The organism is Blautia sp. HCN-20427 (assembly GCF_037890365.1).
In the GTDB taxonomy this organism is placed as follows: domain Bacteria; phylum Bacillota; class Clostridia; order Lachnospirales; family Lachnospiraceae; genus Blautia.
The window spans coordinates 25,128-51,966 of sequence record NZ_JBBKBX010000004.1 but is presented as its reverse complement, the minus strand read 5'-3'; the positions used below and the strand labels follow the sequence as shown (position 1 = coordinate 51,966).

24 protein-coding genes and 1 riboswitch are annotated in these 26,839 nt (G+C 41.3%); of the genes, 22 read left to right on the top strand and 2 right to left on the bottom strand.

The window, feature by feature from the left end; translation table 11 throughout:
• Positions 1 to 14: 14 nt before the first annotated feature.
• The 10 genes from WKT17_RS03355 to WKT17_RS03310 all read left to right on the top strand — a co-directional run bounded on the left by WKT17_RS03355 (position 15) and on the right by WKT17_RS03310 (position 13,610).
• A complete protein-coding gene (locus WKT17_RS03355; RefSeq protein WP_173749091.1) occupies positions 15 to 425 on the top strand; it encodes a TIGR04076 family protein in 411 nt (136 codons plus the stop codon).
• A gap of 59 nt (positions 426 to 484) precedes the next feature.
• Positions 485 to 2,293 (top strand): sensor histidine kinase, encoded by a 1,809-nt coding sequence (locus WKT17_RS03350; RefSeq protein ID WP_294460937.1) that lies wholly within the window; start codon positions 485 to 487, stop codon positions 2,291 to 2,293.
• Entirely contained in the window at positions 2,271 to 3,860 is a 1,590-nt protein-coding gene (locus tag WKT17_RS03345) for a response regulator transcription factor (protein WP_340271843.1), read from the top strand. Before WKT17_RS03350 ends, WKT17_RS03345 begins: the two co-directional genes overlap by 23 nt.
• Before the next feature lie 137 nt (positions 3,861 to 3,997).
• Entirely contained in the window at positions 3,998 to 5,668 is a 1,671-nt protein-coding gene (locus WKT17_RS03340; RefSeq protein ID WP_294460929.1) for an extracellular solute-binding protein, read from the top strand.
• A 73-nt stretch (positions 5,669 to 5,741) separates the two neighbouring features.
• Positions 5,742 to 6,701: an ABC transporter permease gene (locus tag WKT17_RS03335; protein WP_173749860.1), complete on the top strand. Its 960-nt coding sequence runs from the start codon at positions 5,742 to 5,744 to the stop codon at positions 6,699 to 6,701.
• A 21-nt stretch (positions 6,702 to 6,722) separates the two neighbouring features.
• A complete protein-coding gene (locus WKT17_RS03330; RefSeq protein ID WP_173749861.1) occupies positions 6,723 to 7,604 on the top strand; it encodes a carbohydrate ABC transporter permease in 882 nt (293 codons plus the stop codon).
• A gap of 3 nt (positions 7,605 to 7,607) precedes the next feature.
• Complete coding sequence (locus tag WKT17_RS03325; protein WP_173749862.1) at positions 7,608 to 9,131, top strand: glycoside hydrolase family 43 protein; 1,524 nt, start codon at positions 7,608 to 7,610, stop codon at positions 9,129 to 9,131.
• 34 nt (positions 9,132 to 9,165) lie between these two features.
• Complete coding sequence (locus WKT17_RS03320) at positions 9,166 to 10,311, top strand: glycosyl hydrolase family 8 (protein ID WP_173749863.1); 1,146 nt, start codon at positions 9,166 to 9,168, stop codon at positions 10,309 to 10,311.
• Positions 10,312 to 10,322: 11 nt separating this feature from the next.
• Positions 10,323 to 12,035 (top strand): SGNH/GDSL hydrolase family protein, encoded by a 1,713-nt coding sequence (locus tag WKT17_RS03315; RefSeq protein ID WP_291682121.1) that lies wholly within the window; start codon positions 10,323 to 10,325, stop codon positions 12,033 to 12,035.
• A 24-nt stretch (positions 12,036 to 12,059) separates the two neighbouring features.
• Positions 12,060 to 13,610: a glycoside hydrolase family 43 protein gene (locus WKT17_RS03310; protein ID WP_291682119.1), complete on the top strand. Its 1,551-nt coding sequence runs from the start codon at positions 12,060 to 12,062 to the stop codon at positions 13,608 to 13,610.
• 115 nt (positions 13,611 to 13,725) lie between these two features.
• Here WKT17_RS03310 and hutG read toward each other — a convergent pair whose 3' ends face one another.
• On the bottom strand, positions 13,726 to 14,748 hold the full coding sequence (hutG, locus tag WKT17_RS03305) for a formimidoylglutamase (protein WP_173749866.1): 1,023 nt from the start codon (positions 14,746 to 14,748) through the stop codon (positions 13,726 to 13,728).
• A gap of 202 nt (positions 14,749 to 14,950) precedes the next feature.
• Here hutG and cooS point away from each other — a divergent pair, with 202 nt between their 5' ends.
• The 3 genes from cooS (at position 14,951) to WKT17_RS03290 (ending at position 19,225) form a co-directional block, all read left to right on the top strand.
• Positions 14,951 to 16,843: an anaerobic carbon-monoxide dehydrogenase catalytic subunit gene (cooS, locus tag WKT17_RS03300; RefSeq protein WP_291682117.1), complete on the top strand. Its 1,893-nt coding sequence runs from the start codon at positions 14,951 to 14,953 to the stop codon at positions 16,841 to 16,843.
• 185 nt (positions 16,844 to 17,028) lie between these two features.
• The gene (locus WKT17_RS03295; RefSeq protein ID WP_173749868.1) at positions 17,029 to 17,538 is read left to right on the top strand and encodes a helix-turn-helix domain-containing protein; all 510 of its coding nucleotides are present in this window, start codon (positions 17,029 to 17,031) and stop codon (positions 17,536 to 17,538) included.
• On the top strand, positions 17,531 to 19,225 hold the full coding sequence (locus WKT17_RS03290) for an ABC transporter ATP-binding protein (protein WP_173749869.1): 1,695 nt from the start codon (positions 17,531 to 17,533) through the stop codon (positions 19,223 to 19,225). Before WKT17_RS03295 ends, WKT17_RS03290 begins: the two co-directional genes overlap by 8 nt.
• A 103-nt stretch (positions 19,226 to 19,328) precedes the next feature.
• Here WKT17_RS03290 and WKT17_RS03285 read toward each other — a convergent pair whose 3' ends face one another.
• The gene (locus WKT17_RS03285; RefSeq protein WP_173749870.1) at positions 19,329 to 19,592 is read right to left on the bottom strand and encodes a hypothetical protein; all 264 of its coding nucleotides are present in this window, start codon (positions 19,590 to 19,592) and stop codon (positions 19,329 to 19,331) included.
• 366 nt (positions 19,593 to 19,958) lie between these two features.
• On the opposite strand from WKT17_RS03285, the gene WKT17_RS03280 reads away from it, so the two are divergent.
• The 9 genes from WKT17_RS03280 to thiD all read left to right on the top strand — a co-directional run bounded on the left by WKT17_RS03280 (position 19,959) and on the right by thiD (position 26,812).
• The gene (locus WKT17_RS03280) at positions 19,959 to 20,633 is read left to right on the top strand and encodes a response regulator transcription factor (RefSeq protein WP_173749871.1); all 675 of its coding nucleotides are present in this window, start codon (positions 19,959 to 19,961) and stop codon (positions 20,631 to 20,633) included.
• Positions 20,630 to 22,000 (top strand): sensor histidine kinase, encoded by a 1,371-nt coding sequence (locus WKT17_RS03275; protein WP_173749872.1) that lies wholly within the window; start codon positions 20,630 to 20,632, stop codon positions 21,998 to 22,000. Before WKT17_RS03280 ends, WKT17_RS03275 begins: the two co-directional genes overlap by 4 nt.
• A 79-nt stretch (positions 22,001 to 22,079) precedes the next feature.
• A complete protein-coding gene (locus WKT17_RS03270) occupies positions 22,080 to 22,679 on the top strand; it encodes a PepSY domain-containing protein (protein ID WP_173749873.1) in 600 nt (199 codons plus the stop codon).
• 210 nt (positions 22,680 to 22,889) lie between these two features.
• Complete coding sequence (locus WKT17_RS03265) at positions 22,890 to 23,444, top strand: biotin transporter BioY (RefSeq protein WP_173749874.1); 555 nt, start codon at positions 22,890 to 22,892, stop codon at positions 23,442 to 23,444.
• A complete protein-coding gene (locus WKT17_RS03260) occupies positions 23,441 to 23,869 on the top strand; it encodes a DUF1284 domain-containing protein (protein WP_173749875.1) in 429 nt (142 codons plus the stop codon). The genes WKT17_RS03265 and WKT17_RS03260 overlap by 4 nt, the downstream gene beginning before the upstream one ends.
• Before the next feature lie 46 nt (positions 23,870 to 23,915).
• A complete protein-coding gene (locus WKT17_RS03255; RefSeq protein ID WP_173749876.1) occupies positions 23,916 to 24,323 on the top strand; it encodes a GNAT family N-acetyltransferase in 408 nt (135 codons plus the stop codon).
• A 59-nt stretch (positions 24,324 to 24,382) separates the two neighbouring features.
• Positions 24,383 to 24,805: a bacteriohemerythrin gene (locus WKT17_RS03250; protein ID WP_173749877.1), complete on the top strand. Its 423-nt coding sequence runs from the start codon at positions 24,383 to 24,385 to the stop codon at positions 24,803 to 24,805.
• A gap of 11 nt (positions 24,806 to 24,816) precedes the next feature.
• Complete coding sequence (locus WKT17_RS03245; RefSeq protein WP_173749878.1) at positions 24,817 to 25,176, top strand: arsenate reductase family protein; 360 nt, start codon at positions 24,817 to 24,819, stop codon at positions 25,174 to 25,176.
• 10 nt (positions 25,177 to 25,186) lie between these two features.
• Positions 25,187 to 25,293, top strand: a riboswitch (TPP riboswitch).
• Between the two features lie 49 nt (positions 25,294 to 25,342).
• Complete coding sequence (gene thiD, locus WKT17_RS03240; RefSeq protein WP_173749879.1) at positions 25,343 to 26,812, top strand: bifunctional hydroxymethylpyrimidine kinase/phosphomethylpyrimidine kinase; 1,470 nt, start codon at positions 25,343 to 25,345, stop codon at positions 26,810 to 26,812.
• The last annotated feature ends 27 nt before the right edge of the window (positions 26,813 to 26,839 follow it).

Below are 26,839 nucleotides of genomic sequence, written 5' to 3'. Positions count from 1 at the left end.
GGAGGTACTTATAGATGCAGCATGAATGTAAAATAACAGTATTAGAGACAAAAGTATTTACAGATTACCAGGAAAAATATCTGGCGAATCCCCGGTCAGGCCCGTGTCCCTGCTTTAAAGAGGGAGATACCTTTGTCTTAAAAAGAACCAGTGAACGTGATGATTTTTATCATTTGATGAATGGGAAATTCTGTGGCGAGGCATGGGATGCCATCAGCAGATATGTGTACACAGCTTTGCAGGGTGGTTCAATCATGCATAAATGGACAAACGATGAGCGAATGATGATTGCCTGCTGTAATGATGGCACCAGACCGGTTATTTTCAAAATTGAAAGAATTGATATTCCTGAAACAGAGGAAGAGAGCGCGTGGCTTGAAAAACAAAACTTTAAAAATACTGTGGAAGAGGCTTATACGGGGTGAGAAATAATAAACGCAGGAGTTTTTGTATGTCCTAACTGAGATAAAAAAGAAGGGTTTTGATGAAAAAGATAATAGAGAAATTAGATGTGTACTTAAATAACATAAAAATAAAGAAAAAGATTTTTCTCCTCTATTTCTATTGTATAATGATTCCCCTAGTTGTTACAGACACCGTTATTTGCGGGATGTTTATTCATGATGAAGAAGAGGGGAGAAAAACCAGACTGAAAAATATGGTGAAATCCGTGGAATATATGTTAAGCGGTGATGCAGATAAGGCAGCAGCCTTATCTGAAAACATATATTTCAATAAATATATTAACGAATTCCTGAATCAAGAATTTTCATCAGGGCTGGATTATTATAATCAATACCAGGAACTTTTAAAAGATTCTTTGTTTGAAAGTTCCCTGGGAATCAGCAATGTTGTGATTACTATGTATACAGATAATCCGACTGTAGTAAACGGAGGGAAGTTCTGGAAAATGGAAAGCATTACGAATGAATCTTGGTATCAGGAATTTACACAGTCGCAGCAGGAAATGCAGATGTATTTTTACTATGACAATTCTCAAATTACAAAGTTTGCGTCTATTCGGAAGGTTTCTTTTGTACGAAAACTGAACCGCTATAAACGAGATCCGTATGAGAAATTGCTTAAAATTGACCTGGACTATGTAGGAATCAATGAAAATCTGGTGCAGTCAAATTATGAGGATGAGGTATATGTATGTGATGGTGAGAAGATTATTTTCTCTAATCGTTACGATATGAACACACAGCAGGATTTTGAGAAAATCACAGATGTCCGTAGAAAAGAAGAAGAGTATGTGGAAGAATTTTCTCTGTTTGGACAAGAATTAGAGATTTATGCAGTACCCCAGGAGGATAGTTTTTTCCGTGGGATTTATAGACATTGGCCGGCGATTGCTCTTTTGATTTCTTTAAATATACTTATACCTTATGCTATGCTACGGCCTCTTAGAAGAACCTTTACAGACAGGTTGGAAATTTTAAACAAAACCCTGAGCTATAGGAATCAAGGAAAATTAGAAGAAATTCAGGGGATTCAGGGTACAGATGAAATTGCATTTCTTATGCGTAATTATAACAGTATGGTGCAGGAAAATAATCACCTTATAGAAACCGTATATAAAAGCCGTTTGAAACAGCAGGAAATTAATATTGCCAGACAGAAGGCAGAACTTTTAGCTCTTCATGGTCAAATTAATCCTCATTTTCTTTTCAATGTGTTAGAAAATATAAGAATGAGAAGTGTATTAAAACAGGAATACGAAACAGCAGAGATGATTGAGCAGCTTTCTATTATGGAGCGCCAGTATGTAGAGTGGGGAACCGATTTACTGACAATTCAAGAGGAAAGTCAGTTTGTGGAATCGTATTTAAAATTGCAAAAATACCGATTTGGAAGCCGTTTGTCTTATTCTATTGAAATTCAGCAGGAATGCAGCGGATATAAGATTCCCAAACTATCGTTGGTAACGTTTGTAGAAAATGCCTGTGTCCACGGAATTGAAGATAAGGCGGCGCATTGTTGGATTTTTGTAAAAGTATTTACAAAACAAGAGTATTTATATATGGAAATCGAAGATACAGGAAGTGGAATTTCAGAGGCATACCTCTCCACACTCAGAGACAGGATGGAACATGCAAGTATTGAAATGCTGAAGCAAAGCGGAAGAGTGGGCGTAGTGAATGCATGTCTCAGATTAAAAATGTTTACAGATGGAAATGTAAAATTTACGCTGGAAAGTGAAGAAAATGTGGGAACCATAGTGACCATTTCCGTTCCGGTGCAATTTCTAAATAGGGAGGCAGAGAAAGATGCTAAAAGTTCTGATTGTTGAGGATGAGCAATATATTGCACAAGGACTTTCCATGTTAATTGACTGGGAAAGCTGTGGATATGAAATTGCAGGTACTGTTTATAATGGACAGGATGCAATTGATTTTTTGCAGGATACTCAGGTGGATTTGATTTTGTCTGATATTAAGATGCCGGTTATGGATGGAATTACGCTTTTGAAAAGAATCCGGGAGGAAGAAATTTCAGAGGCATTTTTTGTTATTTTAAGTGGGTATGGAGATTTTGCTTATGCACAGCAGGCTATTAAGTATAAATGTACAGACTATATTTTAAAACCTATCCAGAGACAACAGCTATATTCGCTTTTGGAGAAAGTGAGCACTTTATATAAAAAACAGAAACGAAAAGAAATAGAGCAGAAAAAAATGGGCCGAGCCTATTTTGTAAGATATATTCAGGCATTACTGTTGGGCCGTGGAGATGAGGAGGCATTGGTTTATGTGAATAAAAAACTCTCTTTTTCTGACCGGATTCGGTATATTCACATGGAGTTAGAAGATGAGGAACACAGTCTGGAATTTCAGAAAATGAGGACTTATCAAAAAGCAGTGTATCAGAATTGCAAAGCTTATCTGGGGCCAGAAAAAGAAGATTTGGTGTTTATGGATATTGTAGGGCGTAAGGAATGGCTGGATATTGGGTTCTTATATGACGTAAGCATTGCTCATGAGTTTGGAATGGAAGAAGAGGAATATTTAAGGAGTTTTCTCGGGAACATTAGCCAGGATTTGCCTATTCAGGTTCGGAGTTATGTGGGGGATACAGTAAGTTCGGTGAAAGACATTTCTGAATCTTTCCGGACTGCTATTCTGGCCAGAAGCTTTCATGTATTTCAAGTGGATAAAAATATTCTGTATTATTCAGAAGAAAAAACAGAAGCTGGTGGAAAGATTATTAATAAGGCTAGTATTGAAGAATTATTAAAAGCAGTAGAAGAAAATGATGCTTTGAAGATTGAGAAAAAAGCCAGGATTGTATATGAAGAACTAAATCAGCAGAATATGAATTTAGAAATGACCCAGATGAATATGAATTATCTGCTGGTAAATTTGGTTCATTTAGGATTGGGGCAGGATGACAGTCTGAATCAGGATGAAATTATACAATATATCCAGAAAAATGTATTTGAAAACAGTGTACTTAGAGGCGGGAAAGAAAATTTCCAGAGGTTTATGCAGGAATATGGAGAATATTTAGGAGAACTGCGAAAAAACACTTCACGAGGAGTTTTGGGATGTGTAGAAAAGGAAATACGGGAACGTTATCAGGAGAACCTTACCTTAAAAGAATTCAGTAAAAAATATTTTGTCAACAGTGCTTATTTGGGGCAGATGTTTCGCAAGCAATATGGGGTCTCCTTTAAAGAATATCTGAATCATTATAGAATTGAAAAAGCAGCAGACTGTCTGTTGCATACGGATGATAAGATTTATCAGATTGCAGATAAGGTAGGCTACCGAGATTTAGATTATTTTATTAATAAATTTATTGCAGTGAAGGGATGTACCCCTACCAACTATAGAAAAAAGGCAAAATGTGGGGTATAAGTATGTGAAAAGCAGGATAAATTTTCATGATTCTATAAAGAACTGAAATTTGTCCTGCTTTTTGCTGTTGTTTGTCGGGTTGTAAGGAGAAACAAAACTGTTAAAATTAGAGTATCAAAAAACAGGAGGAACGTAATATGAAAAGAAAACAGATGTTAGCCTTTGGACTTACAATTGCTATGGCAGCATCACTTCTCGCTGGATGTGGAGGAGAAAAAAAGGACAAGGAAAAGGAAGAAGGAGGAATAAAAGAGTTTACAGCGTTTTTCGCTGTACCTGGTACAGAAATCAATGATGATAATGAAATCCAGGAAAAAATCGCAGAGATTACCGGGGCGAAATGTAAAGAAACCTGGCTTACCGGACAGACAGCAGAAGAAGCAGTTGGAACCATGATTGCAGGTGGGGAATATCCGGACTTTATTGACGGTGGCGATGCCATGGAACAGTTATATGAAGCAGGAGCATTAGTTCCACTGGATGATTACATAGACGATTATCCTAATATCAAAGAATATTATACAGAAGAGGAGTGGGACAAACTTCGCAAAGATGATGGGCATATTTATTGGATTCAGCAGTTCGGACATATCTATGGAGAGGAAAAAGCAACTACCCATAATGATGAAGCATTCTGGATTCAGGCTCGTGTGCTGGAATGGGCAGGATACCCAGAAGTAAAAACTATGGATCAGTATTTTGACTTAATTGAGGCATACCAGGAAGCAAATCCTACTATGGAAGATGGAACGGAGAATATTCCATATACCATTCTTTGTGATGATTGGAGATATTTCTGCCTGGAAAATGCACCAATGTTCCTGGATGGTTATCCAAATGATGGATGCGTTATGGTAGATACAGACAAACTTCAGGTTATGGATTATAATACGTCTCCCACAGCTGTAAAATATTTCCAGAAATTAAATGAAGAGTACAAAAAAGGAATTATAGACCCGGAATCCTTTACACAGACTTATGATGAATATATTGCAAAATTATCTACGGGACGTGTTCTGGGAATGATTGATCAGTGGTGGGATTTTGCATACTCTGTAAATGATTCTTTGAAGCAGCAGGGATTAAATGATCAGGGCTGTGATTACATACCGCTTCCAATTACCATTGAAGAAGGAATGAAAAACCAGTGGCACAACTCAGGAGGCGTTCTCAATGTGGCAAGCGGACTGGCTATTACAACAGACTGTGACGATGTAGAAGGCGCGCTTCAGTTTATTAACGACCTTTTAGGACAGGAAGTTCATGATTTACGTTACTGGGGCGTTGAAGGTGTAGATTATGATGTAGACGAGAATGGAGAATATTATCGCACAGAAGAAATGAGGACTCAGGCCTCTGATACGGCTTATAAAGCCTCTCATTTGTGCACGTATTCATATTTTCCACAATATTCAGGAACCAGCAGAGATGGCATCAATGCCATGTCACCACAGAATCAGCCAAGAGAATTTTTTGACGGATTAAATGATGACGTTAAAAAATGCTTTGAAGCATATGGAGCGGAAACTTATGTAGATATGTTGGGAACAAGCGAAGCTCCCGGACCATGGTATCCATTGTATTCCTTTAGTGGTACATTGACAACCAGCACACCGGGAGGTATAGCATGGACCAAGATGGGAGAGGTCAAACATGAGTATTTACCTAAAGTTGTGATGGCAGAAGACTTCGATCAGGCATGGGATGATTATATGAAGGTTTATGAAGACTGCAATCCACAGGCATTTTTAGATGAAATGCAGGCGGAACTGGAACGTAGAATAGAAGAACATGAAAAATACGAATAAAAAATAGAAAACAGAACATAGAGGCTGTCGCTTTAATGTGACAGCCTTACCTTTAAAGAAAAGGAGTGACATTATGACATCGGCGGCAAAACGTAGAAAAAAAGAAAACGTGATGGATCCGGTTCCGAAGATTACGTGGAAAGAAATAAAGAGACAAAAAGTGCTGCTTTTATGGTCAGTGGTGATTGTAATATATGGAATTATTTTCTGCTATCTGCCTTTAGGCGGATGGATTATGGCTTTTCAGGATTATAAACCAAAAGACGGGCTGTTTCATTCTGCGTTTATAGGACTGGAAAATTTTAAATTTTTGTTTTCAGATGCAACGTTTTTGAGAGTTATCCGGAATACACTGGCCATGGGAGTCATTAACTTGGCATCTACCTTTGTGATGGCGATTGTATTTGCTATTTTGCTAAATGAGGTAAAGGCAAAAGGTGGCAAAAAAGTAGTGCAGACCATTTCCTACCTGCCTCACTTTTTGTCATGGATTGTAGTAACTGGTATCCTTCATGATGTGTTATCAGGGACTGGAATTGTAAATGAAATCCTTATGAGATTGAATATTTTGGATCAGCCTTTAAACTTTTTCGCTCATCCTAAATTTTTCTGGCCTATTGTAGCATTTGCAAATGTCTGGAAAGAGACAGGGTGGAACGCCATTATTTACTTGTCTGCTATTACCGCCATTGATCCATCTTTGTATGAAGCTGCCAGTATGGATGGTGCAGGACGTTGGGCAAAAATCAAGCATGTAACACTGCCTGGCATTAAGCCAACGATTATGATTTTGCTTCTCATGAACGTTGGAAATGTTTTAAATGCAGGTTTTGAAATCCAGTATCTGTTAGGAAACGGATTAGTACAAAGTGTATCTCAGACCATTGATATCTATGTATTGAAATGGGGTATCAGCCAGGGAAATTATGCACTTGGTACGGCAGCAGGTATTTTCAAGAGCCTTGTAAGTATTGTTCTTATTGTTATCGCCAACCAAATTGCTAAAAGGCACGGGGAAGAACGATTATTCTGACAGAAAGAGGTGGATAAATAAATGAAGAAAAAATCGACAGCGGATAAGGTATTTGTTGTCTTGAATACGATTTTTATGATTGTCTTTGTAACCATAACATTATATCCGGTATTAAATACACTGGCAATTTCACTCAATGACGGAACAGACGCCCTTAGGGGAGGTATCTACTTATTGCCAAGAAAATGGACGCTGAAAAACTACATTACGATTTTGCAGAAAGATAATCTGATTACAGGAGCTTATATTACAGTGCTGCGAACTATTATTGGTACTATGCTGGCGCTGTTTAGTAATGCAATTCTGGCCTTTATTGTTAGCAGAAAGCGCTTTTTGTTTAAGCGTTCCCTTTCTTTATTTTGGGTTATTACCATGTATGTTAATGGAGGAATGATTCCTGTTTTCTTGCTGTATAAGAATTTAGGTTTGACCAACAGCTTTATGGTTTATGTAATCCCGGGAATGCTCAGTGCATTTAATATGCTGGTAATCCGTACATATATGAATGGCATACCGGATAGTCTGGAAGAATCGGCACAACTTGACGGAGCAGGATATACTACTATTTTTCTGAAGATTATATCACCATTATGCAAACCGGTTTATGCAACCGTGGCATTGTTTGTAGCAGTAGGCCAATGGAATTCCTGGTTTGATGCCATGCTCTATAACAGAATGAGTCCGGAATTTACTACACTTCAGTATGAGTTAATGAAACTGCTGTCTTCTGTAACCAATCAAGGAAGTTCAGCAGAAGCCATGAAAAATGCTATTGGAACCGTAACTCCTACTTCCGTCCGTGCGGCAGCTACTATTTTAACCATGCTACCGATTATCTGTCTGTATCCGTTTTTGCAGAGATATTTTGTAACAGGACTTACCATTGGCGGGGTAAAGGAGTAAATAATGAGTATAAATCCTATTTTGAACATGGATTTTCCAGACCCGGATGTGATTCGGGTAGAGGATACCTATTATATGGTAAGTACCACCATGCATTTTATGCCAGGATGTGTGATTCTCAGGTCTTATGATTTAAGAAACTGGGAGATTGCCGGCCATATTTATGACAGTCTGGATGGTACGAAAGGACAGCGTCTGCAAGATAAGAGAGGTATTTATGGGAAAGGTATGTGGGCTGCTTCTATACGGTATCATAAAAATAAATTTTATGTATGTTTTGCGGCAAATGACACAGGGAAAACCTATCTGTACCACTCGCACACCATTTCCGGTAATTGGAAAAAACAAGAAATAGAAGGTTTTTATCATGACTGTTCTCTGTTGTTTGATGATGATGACAGAGTGTATCTTGTATACGGCAATACAGAGATTCATTTAACAGAACTGGATAGAAATCTAAAAGGGCCGAAAGAGAATGGGATAGACAGAATCATTGTGAAAGAACAGGGAACCTATAGATTAGGGTATGAAGGAGCGCATTTTTATAAGATTCATGGAAAATATTATGTGTTCCTCATACATTCATCTGGTGAAGAATGGTTCAGACGGGAGGCCTGTTTTGTATCGGACAGTATCGAAGGAACCTTTACCGGAGGAGATGTTCTGGCAGATGATTTAAACTATTGCCATCAGGGTATTGCACAAGGAGGAATTGTGGATACGCCGGATGGAGAATGGTATGGGGTTCTGTTTCAGGACAGAGGTGCAGTGGGAAGAATTCCGGTACTGGTTCCTGTGAAATGGGAAAATGACTTTCCTGTGTTTGGTAAACATGGCAGAGTACCGGAACGAATTGAAACAAAAAGTAGCAGGCCCGAATATCAATATACTCCTTTATTTTCCAGTGATGATTTTCAGTATCTTCCAGACAAAAATGGAAAAATTTCATTAAAGGAAGTGTGGGAATTTAACCATCAGCCGGACTCCTTGCACTGGTCAATTGCAGATGGGGAATTTCGAATCCAGTCTGATAAACTCTGTACAAAACTGGAAGAGGCAGTCAACACACTTACTCAGAGAACACGATATCCTAAGTGTGAAGCAGAAGTGACGATAAATGGAAGCGACATGAATGTGGGAGATTATGCCGGAATTAGTGCATTTTTAGGATGTTTCGGATTTGTGGCATTGAAAAAAGAAGAAGATCATATGTCTCTGGTTATGGTAGGAAAGCAGGAAGAGGATGAATCCCTGAATGGAAAGAAAAACTGGGATGCAGGCACAGAGTATGAAAAAATACGAATACCGTCAGATTATGTGAGATTAAAGGTAGCAATTGATTTTGAATATAAGAAAGATGAAGCAGAATTTTTTTATGAGACAGCAAAAGGATGGAAGAAAATTGGAAGAACACAGAAGCTGTATTTTAAAATGGACCACTTCTGCGGATGCCGGTTTGCACTTTTCATGTATTCTACACGTGTTACTGGGGGAAGTGCTGGATTTACCAATTTTATCTATACATAAACATCAGATTACAGAGTAGGAAGGAATCAGGAAGATGTCAGGAGCGTTTGAAACAGAAAATTATAGAAATTTATTCAAAGAGTATGGCTATCCGGAAGAAAAAATTGAGAAAAAATTGAAGGATGCTTTTGAAACTGTTTTTTATGGAACGGAGGCAGAGCGGTTTTATCATGAGGTCGGGGAGGATATGGGCTATCTGGAAGATACAGGAAATCATGATGTCCGCACAGAGGGAATGTCTTATGGAATGATGGTTTGTGTTCAGTTAAATAAAAAAGAGGAATTTGACCGTATCTGGAAATGGGTAAAAACTTATATGTGGATGAGCGAAGGCGCAGGACGCTATTATTTCCGCTGGTCCTGCAGCACAGAGGGAAGTCCGAATTCTGATGGCCCGGCTCCGGATGGAGAAGAATTCTTTGCTATGTCATTATTTTTTGCTTCTCACCGCTGGGGTGACGGTACAGGAATTTTTAACTATAGCCAGGAAGCGAAAAACATTTTAAAAGAATGTGTACACAAAGGAGAAAATGGAAATTTGGGAGAACCTATGTGGGATAGAGAAAACAAATTGATTAAATTTATTCCAGGGGTAGACTTTACAGACCCCTCTTACCATCTTCCACATTTTTATGAATTATTTGCATTATGGGCAAACAAAGAAGACAGGGAGTTTTGGAGACAGGCAGCACAGGCCAGCAGAACATATCTTCATTGTGCCTGTCATCCGGATACAGGATTGTCACCAGAATATGGTGAATACAATGGAGAACCTCATACCGGACATGTAGAACAGTTTGGGCGCCACGACTGGTACTATAGTGATGCTTATCGTACGATAGCAAACATTGGTTTAGATACCTTATGGTTTGGGAAAGACCCATGGCAGAAGGAAATTGCTCAGACTTTCCAGGAATTTTACTGTGTCAAGCAAAAAGGCCACTGGGATGGTGTGTTTCTTATCGATGGAACAAGATTAGAAGAAAAAGCTCTGCATCCGGTAGCTGTAGTTGCAGTAAATGCTCAGGCATCTCTTGCAGCAGATGGGGCATATTCCAGGGAATGTGTGGAAAAATTCTGGAACACACCCCTTCGAACAGGAGACAGGAGATATTATGACAATTTCCTGTATCTGTTCGCACTAATGGCACTAAGTGGAAATTATCGTATTTGGAAATGAGGAATGGGAATATGAGAGGACCTGTGGCACCAAAAAATCCGGAAAAAAAGCGGGCGGGTTTTTATATTATGAGAGAAAAAGAAGTTTTCGGCGCACCTCAGGAAGACGGAAGCGGCGTCCAGTTTTTATATGAATCAGATGGGAGATTAGTAAACAGTGCCAGGATTGTGGGAAATATACAGGACGAAGAAATGCTGAGCTGTTTAAAAAGTGTAGAAGGATTTCGGAGTCTGGTGCATAGTATTGGGGTAAGCATAGACGCCGAAACACCGGAAGAGGATATTGAATTTGTATTTCAAATGTATGGAAAACAGAATCTTTACGGCGGCGGGACTGCTATAAAACTATCTTTAAAGGGAAATGGCATAGAGCAGAAGATTTTACTGGAGCAAATTAAATGGTCTGAGGATGACAAGGAACCTGGGCAGATTCGGTTTCGATTCCCAAAACCAGGCCAAAAGGCGAAAGTAAGTGTGATGCTTTATGTACAGAATGGATTCCAGGTTCCAGAACAAGGTGAGGAAGTTACACCGAATCTGACAGGAGAAGCAGCAGAATCTATGATTGCCAGATCTCTTTTGTCACTGGGAAATCCTTTTCGTATGAAAAAAGTCATAGAAAAAGCAAAACAGGGAGAGGATGTCACCCTGGCTTTTATAGGAGGCTCGATTACTCAGGGGGCCGGTGCGGTGCCTATTCACCGGGAATGCTATGCATGGAAGACCTGCTGTGCTTTCAAAGATAGATTTGGCGTCGGGGAAAATGTACATTATCTGAAAGCAGGAGTAGGGGGGACTCCTTCGGAACTGGGAATGATACGGTTTGAAAGAGATGTGCTAAGGAAACAGGAGAAGCCGGATTTGATTGTCATAGAGTTTGCCGTGAACGATGAAGGGGATGAGACAAAGGGTGTATGCTATGAAAGTCTGGTACGAAAGGTTTTGCAGCTTCCCTGGAATCCGGCAGTTATCTTGTTGTTTTCCGTATTTGCAAATGACTGGAACCTGCAGGAGCGGTTAAGTCCGGTGGGATATTATTATCATTTGCCTATGGTCAGTGTCCGGGATGCAGTATCTCCCCAATTTGGATTGCCAAAGGAGCAGGGTGGGGTGATTTCCAGAAATCAATTTTTCTATGATATGTTTCATCCATCGAATCTGGGACACCTAATTATGGCAAAATGCCTGGATTATCTGTTTGAAGCAGCAGATAACAGTTTGGCTGGAAGCGAAGACAGCAGTATCTTACAGGAAAAATGTACTCCTGTTTTAGGCTGCGACTTTCAGGATGTACAACTTTTAGACCGGAAAAGCTTATGCCAGGATGCTGTTATCTGCTGTGGCAGTTTTGATGGTACAGACTGTGATTTGCAGTGTGTAGAAATGGATTTGGATCTTACACCCACACCCCAGTTTCCCTATAACTGGCAGTACAGAGGAGAAGAACTTATACGGGAGATGATTCCATTTACCATGGAGATTACCTGTAAAAGCCTTCTTCTGGTGTTTAAAGATTCTGGGGAAACCAATGCAGGTAAGGCAGAGGTTTATGTGGATCACAAACAGATTCTCACAGCAAATCCCCTCGAAAATGGTTGGACACATTGTAATGCAGTCATTCTTTTTAAAGGGAAAGAGACAAAAACACATAACATAACTATACGGCCGGCACAGGGAGAGGAAAGAAAGAATTTTACCATTCTTGGGTTCGGCTATGTAAAATAAAGCGTCAATATTTAGGAGGTACATATGCTGAAAACCAATAATCCCATTTTAAAAGGTTTTTATCCCGACCCATCCATATGTAGGGTAGGGAAAGATTATTATTTAGTAAACTCCAGCTTTTCTTATTTTCCTGGAGTTCCTTTATTTCACAGCCGAGATTTGGCTCACTGGGAACAAATAGGAAATATTCTGGACAGACCGGAGCAATTATCCTTAGACGGGGGAGAAATTTCCAGAGGCATTTTTGCCCCGGTAATTCGTTGGAATAATGGAACTTTTTATATGATTACTACAAATGTGGATCAGGGGGGAACTTTTGTGGTTACATCTAAGACACCACAGGGTCCATGGTCTGATCCTTTTTATTTGGGAGAGAACGCCAAAGGAATTGATCCCAGTTTGTTTTTTGACGAAGATGGAACCTGTTATTATGTGGGAACACGACCAAACAGCAATGGGGTTCAATATAACGGAGACTGGGAAATCTGGCTTCAGGAATTAGATTTGGAAAATATGCGCCTTATAGGGGAAAGCAGAACTATTTGGAAGGGTGCCATGCAAAATGCTATTTGGCCAGAAGGTCCTCATTTGTATAAAATGGGGGAATATTATTATTTGTTCCATGCTGAGGGAGGAACAGCAGAGGAGCACTGTATTTGCGTTGCACGAACTAAAAGTCTTGAGAAGCCCTTTGAAGGATGTCCCCGCAACCCAGTGTTTACCCACCGGCATTTAGGACGGAATTATCCTGTAACATGTGCGGGACATGGGGATTTAGTAGATGATGGAAAGGGCAATTGGTATATAGTAATGCTGGCCTGCAGAAGATGCAAGGGATGCAGCAGCATGGGCAGGGAAACTTTTCTGGCGAAAGTCCAGTGGGAAGATGGCTGGCCGGTAATCAATCCAGGTATTGGAAAATTGGAAGAGTGGTTGGAACTGCCACAAGAACCTGTGCGTTTCCCAAGAGAGGCGGGAGAGAATCTGTTTTTTCAATTTTACGGAAACCAACTGCCGAAAGAACTGGTGAGTATTTACGGAAGAGATTCTCATATGTATTCATTACATGCAAGGCCAGGTTTTCTGCGCTTACAGGCAGGAAGACATCACGTAGGGGAAAAAGCCAGAAGCACTTATCTGGGTGTGCGGCAAATGGGCTATACCTTCACAGTATCTGCAGGATTGGAATTTATACCCAAGGACAGCCATAGTGGAGCCGGAGTTTTATTGTTCCAAAATCATCGGAACTTTTTGAGGGCAGAAATACGGAATGAGAATGAAGAGCGTACCATCAGTGTAATAGAAACTATAGATGGGCAGGAACGGGTATTGGGTACTGCATCTATCTGTGAAGGACTGATAGAAATCCTGTTTCAGGCAGAGGAACAAGTGGGAAGGATTTACATAGTACAAAACGGGGAGACACGGCCTGTTGCGGAAGCAGTGGACTTACGGCCTTATAGTACTGAATACGCAGGCGGTTTTGTGGGGTGTACAATGGGAATGTATGCTTCCGCTTATGGAAAAGAAAGCCAGGATTATGCAGACTTTGCCTGGTTTATTGTGAAACAATAAAATATAGTAGTACACTTGAAATTATGAAGAAAAAGGAGAAACTGTTATAGTGAAATAGCTTCTCCTTTTTTGTATAAGTCCTCTAAGAACCTGCCGTGTCTGTATGGACAAATACTTAATGGGTAAGTACATCAATTGCCAGATTATTCAGCTTGCACAGCGTGTTTACCACGGCAAAAATCAGCACAGCCCCCAGCTTGGCCGTAGTATTATCCTGGTCAAACCGAGGGGAAATTTCGCAGATGTCAAAGCCTCTGACCTGGCGGGTTCTCAGGATATGTTTCAGCAGAGGAAGCACCGCTTCCGGATCCAGTCCCAGGGTCTGTGTGGCACTTACGCCTGGCGCAAATGCAGAAGAAAATACATCCGTGCAGATGGTAATATAAGCAGAATCACATTCATACAGGAAAGTGTCGATTTTCTCCAAAACGACCGAATAATTGGAGGTTTGAATTTCCTTTGCCAGAATATAATCCGCTCCGATTTCCTTCGCGTATTTGAACAGGCTGACCGTGTTGCTGTGTTCCTGGATTCCCAGAGGCAGATAGTGATAAGCAGCTTGTTCTTTTTTATAAATATCTGCAATCTGACGGAACATGGAGCCTGAAGACGGGCCATGCTCATAAGGTCTTAAATCAAAATGCGCGTCAAAATTGATAATGCCCATATCCAGGGATTCCTTTTTTTTCTTCAAATCGGCGAACTGTCCCTGAAAGTGCCCGAAAGTGGTTTCGTGGCCGCCGCCCAGAACAATGGGAAACAGGTTCATATCCAGAATTTTCTCCACAGCAAGTCCCAAAAGACGCTGTCCCTCCTCCATGCAAATCTCCTCACAGAGAATGTTTCCGGCATCGTAGAACTTTACTTCCTGGGAAAATGTACAAGGGAAATTTGACATTTGTGTCCGGATAAAATCCGGTGCAAGAGCGGTTCCTATACGGCCTTTATTTCGTTTTACCCCCTGCTCACTGCAAAAGCCTATAAACGCAAATCCAAGTTTCCCGTTTTCTATTTCTGTAACTTCGTTTAAATCTAATGGCTGTACCCACTGATGCCAGCGGAAAGCATCGTAATCTGTGGTGCTGTCCACCCGGCCTTTCCAGCAGTCCATGGCCGCAACATAATTGGTCAATCGCATAGTTTTTGAATCCTCCTCGAAGCAGTTATTTTTCCTGAACTTTTTATATCTTATTGTACCATAAGGGACAGTTGGCTGTATAGCGGAAAAAAGTCAAATACTTTTGTATCAATCATTGGTTGATACCTTCAATAAACCGTTGATAGGAAACTTTGACGGAGATTGTTATAATATAGACAAACAAAAATAGTTGGAGGTAGAGATGAGTATATTCAGATTGACAACCATTGAAGAATTTGAACAGGCCACGGAAAGACTTCTGGAAACAGGACAGAAGGTAGGGGCGGATTCCTGGCAGGCCAGAGTGAAGAACCAGACGCCCCACTGTAAGTTTGGAGAAGAGGGTATCTGCTGCCGTATCTGCACCATGGGCCCATGCCGTATTACCAAAAAGGCACCGAGAGGTATCTGCGGCTGTGATGCCCACGGTATTGCAGGACGAAATTTTCTGCGTTTTACAGCCGGAGGCGCAGCAACTCATTCAGATCACGGAAGAGAAATCTGCCATACCCTTCACGCAGCTTCCCCGGATGGCAATTACCAGGTAAAAGATCCGGAAAAACTTATGCGCATTGCAAAAGAATGGGGCGTGGAAACAGAGGGAAAAGACATTTATGATTTGGCACATGAGATGTCCGAACTGGCTCTTTTGGAGTACGGAAAGCCATTTGGCGTACAGCGCTGGTTAAGCAGAGCGCCGGAACACACCCGGAAACTGTGGCAGGCCGCAGAGCTGGAGCCGAGAGCCATTGACCGGGAAGTTTCTACCGCTATGCACATGACCCATATGGGCTGTTCCTCCAAACCGGAAGCACTGGTAAGACAGGCTCTGCGTGCAGGTATGTCGGATGGCTGGGGTGGTTCTATGTGCGGGACGGAATTTTCCGATGTGCTGTTCGGCACGCCAAAAGCAGTGGACACGGAAGCAAATCTTGGGGTTATGAAAGAAGACCAGGTCAATATCATTATTCATGGACATGATCCAAGTCTGTCAGAAATGATTTGCGAATATGCAGAAGACCCGGAAATGATTGCCCTTGCAAAATCTTTGGGAGCGACGGGTATTCAAGTGGCAGGTGTCTGTTGTACATCCAATGAAGTCGCTATGCGAAGAGGTGTTCCTATGGCAGGAAATTTCCTGCAGCAGGAGAACGTGGTACTGACGGGGGCCTGCGAAGCCATTGTGGTAGATGTGCAGTGTATTTTTCCGGCCCTGGGTCCATTGAGCAAATGTTTCCATACGAAATTTATCACCACTTCTCCCATCGCACAGATGCCGGATTCTGATTTTATCCGTTTTAATGCCAAGACAGCAGGGGAAAATGCAAAGCAGATTGTACGCATGGCAGTAGAAAACTTTGTCAACAGAAAGCAGGATTTGGTACATATTCCCCAGATGAAGCAGAAAGCCACAGTCGGTTATTCTGTAGAGGCTATTATCCATGCACTGGATGGTGTGGCAGCAGGACAGGGAGAAGCGCTGGGCACTACCAAACCTTTGCTGGATTGCATTACCTCAGGTGTATTGAGAGGCGCAGTAGCTATGGTAGGCTGTAATAACCCCAGAGTACGTCCGGATTCTGCGCATATAAAATTAATGAAAAAACTGATTAAAAACGATATTCTCGTTATTCTTTCCGGTTGTTCTGCTCAGGCAGCAGCCAGAGCAGGCCTGATGGATAAAAGAGCCAAGGACTTATGCGGAGACGGGTTGAAGAGAGTCTGTGAACTGGCAGATATTCCGCCGGTGCTGCACATGGGTTCCTGTGTGGATATCAGCCGTATGATGGTACTGGCTTCTAAGCTGTCCATAGACTCCGGACTTCCTGTTTCCAAGCTGCCTCTGGTAGGCTGCGCGCCGGAATGGATGTCTGAAAAGGCAGTGTCCATTGGCAACTATGTTGTGGCAACCGGTATTGATACCTTTCTGGGCGTAGACCCTCAGGTCAGCGGTTCTTCGGAAATGGTTTACTGGCTGACGGAAGGCGTACGGGACTGGGTAGAGGCTTCCTACACGGTGGAAAAGGATATTGAAAAACTGGGAGATGCCATGATTGCCCGGATTGAAGAGAAGAGAGCAGCACTGGGAATCTAGAAGAAACTAACAGAAGAGGCCCTTTTGTGAGAGGAGACTGTATTGGCGGCAGTCTCCTTTTTCCGTTTGTATTTCCTGATTTCATAAATCTATTGACAAACGAATAAATCAAGTGTAATATTATAAATAAATAGAATAATAAAAATAAATATAATAAAAAAAATAAGTAGACTGGAGGGGAAGGGATGAATAAAACAGAAGTATTAATACATCCGGTAAGATTAAGCATTTTGCAGTATTTGTGCATACACAAAAAAGCTACCACAAGTGAGATTATATCTTCATTACCAGCCGTTTCAAAGGCATCCATTTATAATCATATTAGATTACTTGAGCAGAATCAGATTATAGAAGTGGTGCAGGAAAATAGAATCCGAGGGACCATAGAAAAGATATATTCGCTGAAAAAAGTGGCTAAAAACAATGACTTTAATGCAATATTGACTTTCTTATTATCTTTGCTTTCAGATTTCCAGAAGTATTACGAAAAGGAACCTGATCCCACAAAAGATATGTTGTTTGCAGGGAGAGATTACTTATTGCTTACGGATGCTGAATATCAGCAGTTCATCCAAGAGCATGAAAAATTATGCCAGAAATATTATAGGAAAAACAGTCCGGGAGCAAAACTCAGAAATATTTCAATCATTTCCGCTCCTGTTAATGAGAAAGAGAAGGAGGAGTTAGATGAATAAATACTGCAGACATTCTAAAAACTCCTTGTTTATTTACATGGTATTAAATATTATAACAGCTGTTTTATCCGTGGCAATCGCACTGATTATTGAACTGACAATTAATATAGTAAGTACTGAGCAGATGGATGACTTTAGGAGGATTGTTTTTGGTGCGTTGATTTTTATAGTGCTATATTTTGGATTTAACTATCTAAGGAATTTTTACATGCAGAGAATGATTAATCGTTATATAGGACAATTACGTAGTCTTTTGTTTCGAAAAATAATGTCATATTCGTTTGTTGGTTTTCGGAAATCTTCAACATCAGATTATTTGTCACTTCTCACAAATGATATTCAGATTTATCAGGAAGGAATAGTGAGAAGTAAACTCTGTGTAGTACAAAATGTCATATCAGCAACAATTGTACTGCTGGCTCTATTGGGCACAAACATAAGTATCACTTTTCTGATTATTACATGTACAGTAATTATTTATTTTTTGCCACGTCTTTTTAATAAGAAGATTTCTCTGGCACAGGAAAAGGTTTCAAAACGACTTGCTCTTATAACTGGGACTGCGTCAGATTATTTGGAAGGATTTTATGTGATTAGTACATACAATTATCAGGAAAAAGCAGGAGAAAAATTTGATTCTGCGAATGAAAAATATTATGAAAAAAAGAATTCACTGGATAAAAATCTATCCAAAAGTGAGACATTTTCCTCCGTTCTGTCCGTTGCGACAGAATTGCTGGTACTGTTTGTGTCGGCTCAATTTGTGTTTATGAATATATTAAATGTCGGGGAAATGGTTGCGGTGATGCAGCTGACAGGTGCATTTGTTCAGCCGTTGATACTCATTATGACAAATTTGCCAAAGATTTCTGGTGGCCGGGCAATAGAGGAACGATTTTTAAGCATATTGACTGTAGATGAAAATGATAGGGGAAACCAAAAAGAAGAATCTGCATTACTTCTTTTTGAAAAAGACATTGAACTGTGTAATATCAGTTTTTCTTATGAAGGGCAGAAGGAAATATTACATGAAATTTATTTGAAAATACGAAAAGGTAAGAAATATGCAGTAGTAGGAGGCAGCGGTGCAGGAAAGACAACATTAATCAATCTTATTAACGGTATTTATAAGCAGAACGCAGGAAATATTCTGGTAGACGGATGCGGTATTGAAAACAAATATCGTCAATATATCAATTTGTTTGCAACAGTTGGTCAAAATACTTTTTTGTTTCATTCAACCGTACAAGAGAATATTACACTTACGGAAAAGGAAGATGCAAAACGTTTGGTGGATGCCTGCACAATCAGTGGAGTCTTGGAATTGATACAAGATCAGAAATGTAGGCTGGAGCAGGTAATACAAGAGAATGGAGCAAACTTGTCAGGAGGGCAAAAGCAAAAAATAGCATTGGCACGGGCTGTTTATCATGAAAAGCCGATATTGATTCTTGATGAGGGAATGTCGGCGATTGATAAGAAAAGTGCTTATGATATAGAGAAACGGCTTCTTAGTAGGAAGAATGTGACATTACTGTCGATTACGCATGATATTCATTCTCCGCTTTTAAAAGAATATGATGAAATTATCTTTCTTGTAGATGGTGGAATTGAAATGGCAGGCAGTTATAATGCCGTTTTTGAACATAGCGAGAAATTTCGAGAATTTTTGAATGGAACTGGTTGATGCTTTATCAAAAAAAGGGGGTTGCTCCATAGATACTCACTCACCTATTTTGCAACGCCCCGTTTCCACTTTACTTTTAGTATAGAACTATCAAGACGTAACATTATACAATCCATTTATTTCTGTCTCTTAATAATTCTTGAGATATTTTCGCCTCTTTTGTTGCTTCTTCCTTGTCATCCATTATAGTTGTTTTCTTTCCATCAATAGCCCACAAAAAAACAAGATTTAATAAATATATTCCAAAAACTAACCATGCAGTCCAATTATATTTTAGTGGCTTCACAAAAGGAACAAAGCAAATACCTAAAATATACAAAAGTGCTACAAATGACAAAGAATATTTTATACCTTTTGCGTACTTCATTAACTTATCCCTCCCTATAAGTTATTTCCAATAAATTTTTAGATTGCCATTCAATAGTATTCAGAACATATTTTTTATCGATAAATTTGAACGGAAATTTATGTACGAAATAAAAATATTTGATATAATCAAAGTGAAGAACAGAACTATATGATATGGAAGGGGAGATAATCCATTGATAAAACTATCTTGCAGAAGATTTAATTGAAAATGAATCTGAACTGTTTCGCGAAAGACAATTTTATGATACAGAAAAAATGAGTAAAGAGCAGAGAAATATGTTTGTTGTATGGCTCATTGTTGCTATGAAAAATGTGCATTTAGATGAAAAAAGGCATTTAGAAAGTACAGGGAGGACGTGATTTTATGAGAATTCTGGTAGCCGAAGATGACAGAGATATGAATGCGATTTTAGTATCCAGGCTAAAAAAAGAGCATTACAGTGTAGATACCTGTTTTCAGGGAGAAGAGGCGCTGGACTATCTGGCCGGTGCAGAATATGATGTAGTGATTCTGGATATTATGATGCCGGTGCTGGACGGTCTGAGCGTGCTGACAAAAATCAGAAAAGAGGGAAATCAGGTTCCGGTGTTGCTTCTGACAGCCAGAGACAGCATTGAAGACCGGGTGAAGGGACTGGATTCGGGGGCCAATGATTATCTGGTGAAGCCTTTTGCTTTGGAAGAGCTGCTGGCGCGTATCCGGGTGCTTTTGCGCCGGGGAACAGGAGAGAAGGAAAACGTGTGCCGTGTGGCGGATTTGGAAGTACACCTGGATACCCATGAAGTTCTGCGGGGCGGGAAGGAGATTACACTTTCCGGAAAGGAATTTTCCCTCCTTCGCTATATGATACAGAACCAGGGAATCGTGCTGTCCAGAGAAAAGCTGGAGCAGCATATCTGGAATTATGACTATACAGGAGGCTCGAATGTGATTGACGTGTACATCCGCTACCTGCGGAAAAAGATTGATGAGGGCTTTACTTCTAAGCTGATTCACACTGTACGGGGCGCCGGATATGTGCTGAAGGAGAAAGCATGAAAAAAATATCTTTGAAAATAAAAGTGACGCTTATGTTTACTTTTTTCATGACGCTTTTAACCTGCATTTCCCTGGGGCTGTTGTTTTCCCTCAGTAGCCAGGAAATTTTAGGTTCTGTACAGGCTCAACTGGAAAAGCGGGTATATGAAAGTATGGATGAAGTAAGTGTGCAAAATGGTAAACTGGATATGGAACAGGATTTTTATGATTTGGAGGATGGCATTTACCTGGCTTTATATGATGAAACGGGAACCTTTCTCTTTGGGAGAGTGCCTTATGGTTTTCAGGAAAAGACGGTGTTTGCAGATGGGAGTATGCAGACTGTGGGAACAGGCGCCGCGCGGTGGTATGTTTTTGATATCAAGTATCGGCCGGGAGAATTTCAGGACGTGTATATCCGGGGTGTCTGTTCCATTAATCGTGCAGAAAACAGTATGAAAACCGTTCAGCGTCTGGCTCTGATTTTGTTGCCTCTGCTGGTAGCGCTTACAGGAACAGCGGGGTATTTTTTCATTAGAAGGACGCTGCGCCCGGTAAGGCAGATTACAGAAACCGTACAGGAGATACAGAAAGACAGGGATTTGTCCAGAAGAGTAGGTCTTGGCCGCGGCACAGATGAAGTCTATGTGATGGCAGAAACATTTGATAAAATGTTGGCGCAGATAGAGGAGGGATTTCAGAGGGAAAAGCAGTTTACCTCGGATGTCTCTCATGAACTTCGTATGCCGGCGGCAGTGATTCTGGCGCAGTGTGAGGAGTTGCTGGAAGACGAAAATCTGACGAGGGAGCAGAAAACGCAGCTGCAAAGGATTCAGAAAAAAGCTTTTGAAATGTCAGACATGATTTCGCGCCTCCTGTTTTTGTCCAGGGCAGACCAGGGACGGCAGGAAATTCAAAAAGAGCGGGTAAACCTCAGTGAATTGACGGAAATGGCTGCTTTGGAGATGGAACTGTTGGCAGAGAAAGAAAATATCCGGCTGGAAATGCAGATAGAGGAAAATCTTTTTGCGGAAGTGGACGAGAGTCTTTACCTCCGTATGGTGGTGAACCTGGTTTCCAATGCCATTGCTTATCACGGAGGACCGGGCTATGTGAAAATCCGTCTGCAGGGTATGGAAAATCAAATTTGGGGAAGTATAGAGGATGATGGAAAGGGAATTTCCCCGGAAGACCTTCCTCATATCTGGGAGCGGTTTTACCGGGTCGATAAGGCCAGAATACAGGACAGTCATTCCGGGCTGGGGCTGCCTATGGTGAAATGGATTGTGCAGGCCCACCAGGGAGAAATCCAGGTGGAAAGTACTCTTGGCAAGGGCAGTGTGTTTACCTTTTGGCTGCCCACAGAAGAAAGTGGAGAAAAAAAGTAAAATATTTTCTGGTTTTAATGTTTCTTTAATCTTTCCTGGGTATACTGACTTCATCAAATACAGAGAGGAGATTTTATTTATGAAGAAATATACAAGGATAACAGCTGTTTTGGTTTTAGGAGGTTTGCTGGCAGGATGCGGAGCAGCAGAAGGAAAGGATATTGGACAGGAATCTGCCAAAAGTATTGCATTTGAGAAGGCAGGGGTTACGGAAGATGAGGTTTCCAGATTAAAAGTCAGCAAGGACAGAGATGACGGAAGAAGTATTTACGAAGTGGAGTTTGATGCAGGAGAGAAGGAGTACAGTTATGACATCGGGGCCAGTGACGGAGCCGTTTTAAGTGAGGAAACAGACGTCCGTGATTCTTATGAGACACAGACACCCTCCGGTACACAGACAACAGAGGGACAGGATACAGCAAACCAGCAGAACACAGCAGAAAGCAGTTCCCAGGGAGATGCACAGAACGTTCAGGTAGCTGTCAGCCAGGAAGACGCGAAAAAAGCGGCTTTAGAACGTGTTCCCGGAGCAGAGGAAAAAGATTTGCGCATGGAACTGGATTTGGATGACGGGCAATATATCTACGAGGGAGATATTGTTTACCAGCAGACAGAGTATGAGTTTGAAATTGACGCGAATACAGGTTCCTTCCTGAAGTGGAGCGAAGAGAACTACTAAGAAATACAAGAGGAAGATGTGGCACGAAACCATATGGAGAATGAAAATGCTTTTCCTATTTTCTTTTCCATAGCTGTTTTGTGCCACATTTATTGTAAACAAAAAGTATATTGTAAACTTAAAAGTATAATAAGGTTGACAATTATTGCTACCCTATGGTAAAGTGTAGGAAGAAAAATTGAAAAACAGCAACAGGAAAGGAAAAAGAATATGACAACAATAGCAGGGGAACGAAATAAGACACAAGATTTGGTTTATGTGAGTATTTTTGCAGTATTAATTGCAGTATGCTCCTGGATTTCCATTCCGGCGGCGGTGCCATTTACACTGCAGACTATGGGAGTTTTTACTGCTGTGGGAATTTTAGGCGGAAGAAGAGGCAGCATGGCGGTTTTGATTTACATATTGCTTGGCATCATAGGAATTCCGGTGTTTGCAGGATTTACAGGAGGAATTGGAGTTCTGGCAGGAACTACCGGAGGATATATTGTGGGATTTCTGGTTTCTGCACTGGTGATGTGGGGGATGGAAAAATTCTTCGGAAGAGGAAAGGCAGCGCTGTTCTTTTCCATGCTTGCAGGACTGTTGGCCTGCTATACCGTAGGAACTCTGTGGTTTCTGGTCGTGTATACCAGCCAGACAGGTCCAGTGGGAATCGGCGCAGTATTAGGCTGGTGTGTCATTCCTTTTATTATTCCGGATTTGCTGAAAATTTTGTTGGCAATGGTTTTGACAAAGAGACTGGGAGGCGTTATCAGAAGATGAGAGAAGAAAGGCTTCTCAGATTGCGGGCACATCATGGTATGTGCCTTGCTTTTTTTGAGGGAAAAGGGTATAGTGACGGATTTACAGCGCATATGGAAAACGTTCTGGCAGGCATGGAGCAGAATCCAATCTTGCAAATTGTGACAACAGGGGATATTCTATGTAAGAAATGTCCAAATTTAAGGGAAGATATCTGCATTAGCCAGGATAAAGTGGAAGAATATGACCGAAAGGTGCTGCTTGCATGTGGACTGGAAGAAAATTGTGTCATTTCCTGGGAAGAGTTTTTTCATTTGGTGGAGAAGAGTATTCTGAAGCCAGGCAGACGGGAGGGAATCTGTGGGCATTGCCAGTGGGGTGAAATTTGCAGGAGGAAGGAGCAGGAGAGATATGGAGGATACGAAGGAACAGCCAAAGATTCGTAAGGCGGAGAAAGAGGACTACAGAGAAATCGCGGGATTTATGTAGCAGGTGCATGATTTGCACAGCCAGGCCAGACCGGATATTTATAAAGATGTGCAGCATTTTTATACATTGGAGCAGTTTGCAGAAGACATGGCTAACCCGGAAATCCTGTTTTTGGCAGCCAGCGTAAGCGGAAAAATGGTGGGCATGTGTGAGATAAAGTATCATACAGCCGGAGGAGGCAGTATTACCAGAAAAAGGCAGAGAGCCTATGTGGAGGCAATTTGCGTGGACGAAAAATATAGAAACCGGGGTATCGGAAAACTGCTGCTTATAGAGGCAGAAGCGGAAGCCAGACGCAGGAATATTTTTAAACTGGAACTGACAGCGTGGAATTTCAATCAATCGGTATTGGAATTTTACAGAAATTATGGACTTCGGTGTCAGAAAGTGATTCTGGAAAAGGAAATTTAGATTGGAAAACCGGAAAAAATGTGGTACACTATAGCTAATCACAGAGGAGGTTTAAGACTATGAGAGCAGAATTTGATGAAACATTAGTAACAGGAAATGAGATGATAGATTCTCAGCATAAAGAACTGATTGGCAGAATTAACCAGCTTCTGGAAAGCTGTGAAGACGGACAGGGTAAAATTAAAGCAGTAAAAATGCTGGATTACCTGTTGGACTATACAGAATTTCACTTTAGTGCAGAGGAGAAACTGCAGGAAGAAATGGAATATCCGGGTATCAAAGAACATAAGGAAAAACATGCGGAATTCAAAAAAGCAGTAAAAGAATTACAGGAAATGCTGGAAGAGGAAGAAGGTCCTACAGAAGCTTTTGTTGCACAGGTACAGAAAAATGTTGTGGACTGGCTCTTTGACCACATCAAAGGCTTTGACCGTTCTGTAGCGGAGTACAAATTCATGGCATCGAATGCAGAGAGATTATAAGGATCAAAATTATGTTATTATTTGTGGAATATCCAAAATGTACCACCTGCCAGAAAGCAAAAAAATGGCTGAAAGAGAGAAATCCGGAATTTTCAGAGCGCCATATTGTGGAGGACAGACCTTCCAAGGAAGAATTAAGAGAATGGTATGAAAAAAGCGGACTTCCTTTAAAGAGATTTTTTAATACCAGCGGGAATAAGTACAAAGAACTTCATTTAAAAGACAAACTGCCTTCCATGACAGAAGAAGAGCAGTTGGAACTTCTGTCCACAGATGGGATGCTGGTGAAGCGTCCGATTCTGGTGGGCGAAGATTTTGCACTTCCCGGCTTTAAGGAGAAAGAATGGACAGAAAAGCTGGAAAATGCATAAAAACAATTTCATATGCAGTCAGGGGAGCCCGTAGGCGGGCTGAGAGGAAGTGCTCAAACTTCGACCCTTTAACCTGATATGGGTAATGCCAGCGTAGGGAGATGTGAAAACCGGGAGACGTGCTGACGTTTCCCGGTTTTTACGTCTCCGAAAGAAAGGAAAAGACATGAAATGTAAAAAAGAAGATATGCAGCTTTATGCAGTGACAGACAGAACCTGGGTGGGAGAAAAGTCTTTTGAAGAACAGGTGGAAGAATCTCTGGAAGGAGGAGTTACCTTTTTGCAGCTGAGGGAAAAACATTTAGCAGAAGAAGAATTTTTCAAAGAAGCCGTAAAAATCCGGCAGTTAGCAGCAAAATACAAAGTTCCCTTTGTGATTAATGATAACGTGGAAATTGCCAGGAAGGTGCAGGCGGACGGTGTTCATCTGGGGCAGAAGGACATGGGGCTTTTGGAAGCCAGAGAAATACTGGGGCCGGATAAACTCATTGGTGTGTCCTGCCGGACTGTGGAGGATGCCAGAAAAGCAGAAGCTCTGGGTGCAGACTATCTGGGCGTGGGAGCTGTATTTGGAACTTCTACCAAGAAGGACGCAAAGCCTGTTGCAAGAGAAGAGCTGCAGGCCATTTGCCGGGCCGTTTCCATTCCGGTGGTAGCTATCGGAGGCGTGAAAGAAAGTAATCTGATGGAATTAAAAGGCAGCGGCGTTTCCGGTGTTGCTGTGGTTTCCGGGATTTACGGACAGAAAAATATAAAAGAGGCCTGCAGGCGGCTGCGGGAACTTTCAGAAGAAATGACGGCAAGGAGTATGAAAAAAGTTCTGAGCATTGCAGGTTCAGATTCCAGCGGCGGAGCAGGTATCCAGGCCGATATAAAAACCATTACTGCACACGGTCTGTATGCCATGACAGCCATTACTGCCCTGACTGCACAAAACACTACCGGAGTTTACGGGGTTCAGAACGTACCGCCGGAATTTGTGGCAAAGCAGCTGGACTGTATTTTCCAGGATATCTGTCCGGATGCTGTGAAAATCGGTATGGTTTCAGACAGCCAGATTATCCATGCCATTGCAGAAAAACTGCGGGAATATGAAGCCGAAAATATTGTGGCGGATCCGGTCATGTCAGCTACCAGTGGGGGAACTCTTATGCAGAAAGAGGCAGAGAAGGCAATAAAGGCAGAACTGTTTCCGCTGGCTGATGTGGTGACCCCCAATCTCTTAGAGGCGGAAATTCTGACAGGAATGAACATTCATACAGGAAAAGATATGGAAAAAGCGGCGCAAATCATTGGAGAGGGCATGGAGGGAGCTGTGCTCTTAAAGGGCGGACATTTAAAGGAGACGGCAGATGATTTGTTGTATTTTGAAGGAAAATTTATCTGGTATCCAGGAGAAAAAGTGGAAAATCCCAATACACACGGCACTGGCTGCACGCTGTCTTCTGCCATAGCCTGTAATCTGGCAAAAGGTTATGATGTGCCGGAGAGCGTCAGAAGGGCAAAAGCATACATTACCGGAGCCTTGCGGGCACAGTTGAACCTGGGAAACGGCAGCGGGCCGCTGAATCATATGTATGCGTTGAGAAAAGAAAATGTGGAAAATATTTTTGAGAAATACATGAAGGAAACTTGAAAAAGGGGTGGGGCAGTGGTATTCTTT

Coding starts and splice junctions, on each gene's coding strand:
- WKT17_RS03270 (WP_173749873.1), top strand. CDS start 22,080: ATGAAGAAATATACAAGGATAACAGCTGTTTTGGTTTTAGGAGGTTTG.
- WKT17_RS03250 (WP_173749877.1), top strand. CDS start 24,383: ATGAGAGCAGAATTTGATGAAACATTAGTAACAGGAAATGAGATGATA.
- WKT17_RS03265 (WP_173749874.1), top strand. CDS start 22,890: ATGACAACAATAGCAGGGGAACGAAATAAGACACAAGATTTGGTTTAT.
- WKT17_RS03280 (WP_173749871.1), top strand. CDS start 19,959: ATGAGAATTCTGGTAGCCGAAGATGACAGAGATATGAATGCGATTTTA.
- WKT17_RS03320 (WP_173749863.1), top strand. CDS start 9,166: ATGTCAGGAGCGTTTGAAACAGAAAATTATAGAAATTTATTCAAAGAG.
- cooS (WP_291682117.1), top strand. CDS start 14,951: ATGAGTATATTCAGATTGACAACCATTGAAGAATTTGAACAGGCCACG.
- WKT17_RS03285 (WP_173749870.1), bottom strand. CDS start 19,592: ATGAAGTACGCAAAAGGTATAAAATATTCTTTGTCATTTGTAGCACTT.
- WKT17_RS03335 (WP_173749860.1), top strand. CDS start 5,742: ATGACATCGGCGGCAAAACGTAGAAAAAAAGAAAACGTGATGGATCCG.
- WKT17_RS03310 (WP_291682119.1), top strand. CDS start 12,060: ATGCTGAAAACCAATAATCCCATTTTAAAAGGTTTTTATCCCGACCCA.
- hutG (WP_173749866.1), bottom strand. CDS start 14,748: ATGCGATTGACCAATTATGTTGCGGCCATGGACTGCTGGAAAGGCCGG.
- WKT17_RS03315 (WP_291682121.1), top strand. CDS start 10,323: ATGAGAGGACCTGTGGCACCAAAAAATCCGGAAAAAAAGCGGGCGGGT.
- thiD (WP_173749879.1), top strand. CDS start 25,343: ATGAAATGTAAAAAAGAAGATATGCAGCTTTATGCAGTGACAGACAGA.
- WKT17_RS03340 (WP_294460929.1), top strand. CDS start 3,998: ATGAAAAGAAAACAGATGTTAGCCTTTGGACTTACAATTGCTATGGCA.
- WKT17_RS03260 (WP_173749875.1), top strand. CDS start 23,441: ATGAGAGAAGAAAGGCTTCTCAGATTGCGGGCACATCATGGTATGTGC.
- WKT17_RS03290 (WP_173749869.1), top strand. CDS start 17,531: ATGAATAAATACTGCAGACATTCTAAAAACTCCTTGTTTATTTACATG.
- WKT17_RS03245 (WP_173749878.1), top strand. CDS start 24,817: ATGTTATTATTTGTGGAATATCCAAAATGTACCACCTGCCAGAAAGCA.
- WKT17_RS03295 (WP_173749868.1), top strand. CDS start 17,029: ATGAATAAAACAGAAGTATTAATACATCCGGTAAGATTAAGCATTTTG.
- WKT17_RS03275 (WP_173749872.1), top strand. CDS start 20,630: ATGAAAAAAATATCTTTGAAAATAAAAGTGACGCTTATGTTTACTTTT.
- WKT17_RS03355 (WP_173749091.1), top strand. CDS start 15: ATGCAGCATGAATGTAAAATAACAGTATTAGAGACAAAAGTATTTACA.
- WKT17_RS03325 (WP_173749862.1), top strand. CDS start 7,608: ATGAGTATAAATCCTATTTTGAACATGGATTTTCCAGACCCGGATGTG.
- WKT17_RS03330 (WP_173749861.1), top strand. CDS start 6,723: ATGAAGAAAAAATCGACAGCGGATAAGGTATTTGTTGTCTTGAATACG.
- WKT17_RS03345 (WP_340271843.1), top strand. CDS start 2,271: ATGCTAAAAGTTCTGATTGTTGAGGATGAGCAATATATTGCACAAGGA.
- WKT17_RS03350 (WP_294460937.1), top strand. CDS start 485: ATGAAAAAGATAATAGAGAAATTAGATGTGTACTTAAATAACATAAAA.